3 protein-coding genes are annotated in these 2,821 nt (G+C 63.7%); all 3 read right to left on the reverse strand.

The window, feature by feature from the left end:
• On the reverse strand, positions 1-518 hold a 518-nt coding region (locus RZR99_RS32515), incomplete at its 3' end, for a hypothetical protein (RefSeq protein ID WP_323123787.1).
• A gap of 2 nt (positions 519-520) precedes the next feature.
• On the reverse strand, positions 521-1,654 hold the full coding sequence (locus tag RZR99_RS32520; RefSeq protein ID WP_323123788.1) for a S8 family serine peptidase: 1,134 nt from the start codon (positions 1,652-1,654) through the stop codon (positions 521-523).
• Entirely contained in the window at positions 1,590-2,432 is an 843-nt protein-coding gene (locus RZR99_RS32525; RefSeq protein ID WP_323123789.1) for a S8 family serine peptidase, read from the reverse strand. Before RZR99_RS32525 ends, RZR99_RS32520 begins: the two co-directional genes overlap by 65 nt.
• Between the last annotated feature and the right edge of the window lie 389 nt (positions 2,433-2,821).

A 2,821-nucleotide genomic window follows, 5' to 3' on the forward strand; every position in this document is an offset into this window, starting at 1 on the left:
GCGAGATCGAGGGAACCGTACTTGATCACCCCGCTGCCATCGACACCGGACGCATAAACCGCCTGACCGCCGGTCTGTTTGGCCACCGTGTCCACGAGGCCCGCGTTCGTCACGAACAGCTTCAGCCGGGGCGGCACCAGCACGGCCTCGCCGGAACGCTCGTTGATCGCCACGGCCAGCCCGGCGCTCTTCGCCGCGCCGCCCACGGTGGCGCCTTGCGCACCGAGGGCGCCGGCTCCGGGCAGCACGATCGCGTATGGGCCCACTTGTGCCACGGCCCCGTTGCCGCCGGCGGCGCCCGCCGCGCGCATGCCGCTCTTGCCCGAGGCGTCCGGCGACGGGCCGGCGGCGCGCTGAACCACGGCGCCGGGCACCAGACGGAAGCTCGTGTCGCCGATCTGGAAGCGCGCGCCGACCGCCGCCTTTTGCAGCGCCTCCGACTGGGTGGTCTGCGCATGCGCGGCAGACATCGCCATCACGGCCGCCGCCATGACGAAGCAGAAAAGAGTCGTCTTCATGATCAGTACCCCACTACGCGAATTTTAAAGGCCTGCAGCTTGGCCGTCCCGCCGGCATCGACCACGTCGGTCAGCTGGAGCTTCCAGTCACCGAGCGAGGTCTCGTCCAGGAAGGCATTGCTGGAGGTCAAGGGCACCTCGAAGCCATCGCCCGACGCAATCGGCGAGAGCGTCGAGAAGGGCGTCAGTACGTAGCTCTTCGTGCCGTCCGGGGACGTCAGGGTCGCCCGCAGATTCGCCGGCGTCTTGTGCGTGGTGCGGAAGCTGATCTGCACGGCTTCGACCTTGAACTTGCGGTCGATGCTCACGGCCATCTCGGCCGGATTGCCGATTCCGCCGATCGGACTCCCCGCGCTCGCCGACGCCAGCCAGCCGCTGTCCTGCATCGCCGGCAGCGATTTGAATTTCTGCGCCTTCTTCACCGCCTCGGTGGCGTCCACCAGGCCGAACCCGTACCAGTTGCTGAAGTGATGGCCCGCCGCGTTGGTCAACCAGCCGGGGTCGAGTATCGCGCCGTTGTAGACGGCCTTCGACTGCAACAGGTCGATCTGCCGCGCGGTGCTGGCCAGGATGTACTTCACGTCGCGCTGGCTCAGCTTCGGATTCGCCGCCAGCATCAAGCTGACCACGCCCGATACCGTCGGCGTTGCCGCCGAGGTGCCGTTCATCCGCGCCCAATAGTTACACGACGCGTCGATCCTGGATTTGCTCGTATCCAGTGCGTTATAGACCGTGCCGTCCTTCCGGTCGGCATTGGAACCTCGCGCGCAGCCGCTCAGGTCCGTGGTGACGATCGCCGGATCGTAATAGGTCGGCTTCGCGAAATCGGCGATGTTGCTCAGATCGGGGAAATACGCTTTCTGGACGCCGAACTCCCCGCCGATTCCCGACACCCAGATCGATGCGCCCGCGGAGGAATACGACGAACGCACGCCCTTGGCGTTGACCGCGGCCACGGTAATCGTGCCGATGAAGTTGTTGAACGGGTCCGTGGAGGACGAAACGCAGCTGACCTTCAACGATTTTGCCTGGTCAGTACACAGTTCGATTAGCCCAAAGAAAACTTGATGATTATTGAAGTTGTTTCCCGCCGCCTTGACATAGATGCCGCCCTTGCCCTTGCGGGTGGACTGCATCAGCTTCTCCCAGGATCCCTGCTCCGCCAGCGATANTCTTGGTCTGCTCCGGGCACAGATCGGTCAGGCCCAACGCGGTGCGAACCCGATGATTGTTGAAGTTGTTCCCGGCGGCCTTCACATAGATGCCGCCCCTGCCCTTGCGGGTGGACAGCATCAGCTTCTCCCAGGATCCCTGCTCCGCCAGCGATATCGCCGGATAACTCCTGGGCGCCGACCCCCAGCTATTGTTGTACACCTCGACATCCTTCGACTCCAGGCCGTTACCCCAGGAATAGCGGATATTGGTGTCCTGACTGGCGTCGAGACCATCGGCGTCGGTGGACAGGAAATTGAAGCCCTTCAGACGCGCCTCCGGCGCGACGCCGCGCCCGCCCTTGCCGTTCCAGCCGATCGCGCCGATGATGCCGGTCACGGCCGTTCCGTGTTCGTCGTTGCCGTTGACGGGCGTCGGGTCGTTCGAACCGTCGACGAAGTTCTTCGAACCGCCCGGCACGACGTTGCCCGCCAGATCCTCATGACGAATTTCGAGGCCATCGTCGACCACGCCGACGATCACGCCGTTGCCGCGAATGTTTCTCGCGTGCAGATCCGTCAAATCCAGATCCACCTTGGCGACGGGCCGGGTATCCCCGATGACCGCCTGTCCCGTGTTCTGCAGATGCCACTGATAGACGAACAGGGGATCGTCCCCCGTCGCCTGGGCGACAGCGTTGCCGCCTGCCGATGCGGCAAGTAGCGATGCGACTAAAAGTAATGGATTTTTCTTCGACGTCATGTTGCACTCCTAATCATTAACCTGAAAGTCATGACAAGAAACAACCTAATCCGCCTATCGGGGGCCACCGTTATCCGTTGTTGATCTTTCCTCCTTCCCGATGGAAGTGTGCTCGAAACAATACTGTCCCGATCGCGCAGCGATACCGTACCGAACGCCGCGCGGCGCGACCCGGCCGAGATCGTCCGGCGGGAGCCCGAATATCGATGGGGTACCGCGACAGCCGGTTCGAGCGGGTTTCATGGGTTCCGCATGAATCGATCCGGTTGACGAAACCGCATCGCCTGTCGAATCGATGTTTCGCGAGTGCCAGCGCGCTTTCCCGGTCGCGGATCGCGATCCGCGTACGCGGCTTGCCATGCCGCGACCCGCGACCGGAAGTGGGCGGC

Origin of the sequence: Burkholderia alba (assembly GCF_034721475.1) — a bacterium.
In the GTDB taxonomy this organism is placed as follows: domain Bacteria; phylum Pseudomonadota; class Gammaproteobacteria; order Burkholderiales; family Burkholderiaceae; genus Burkholderia; species Burkholderia alba.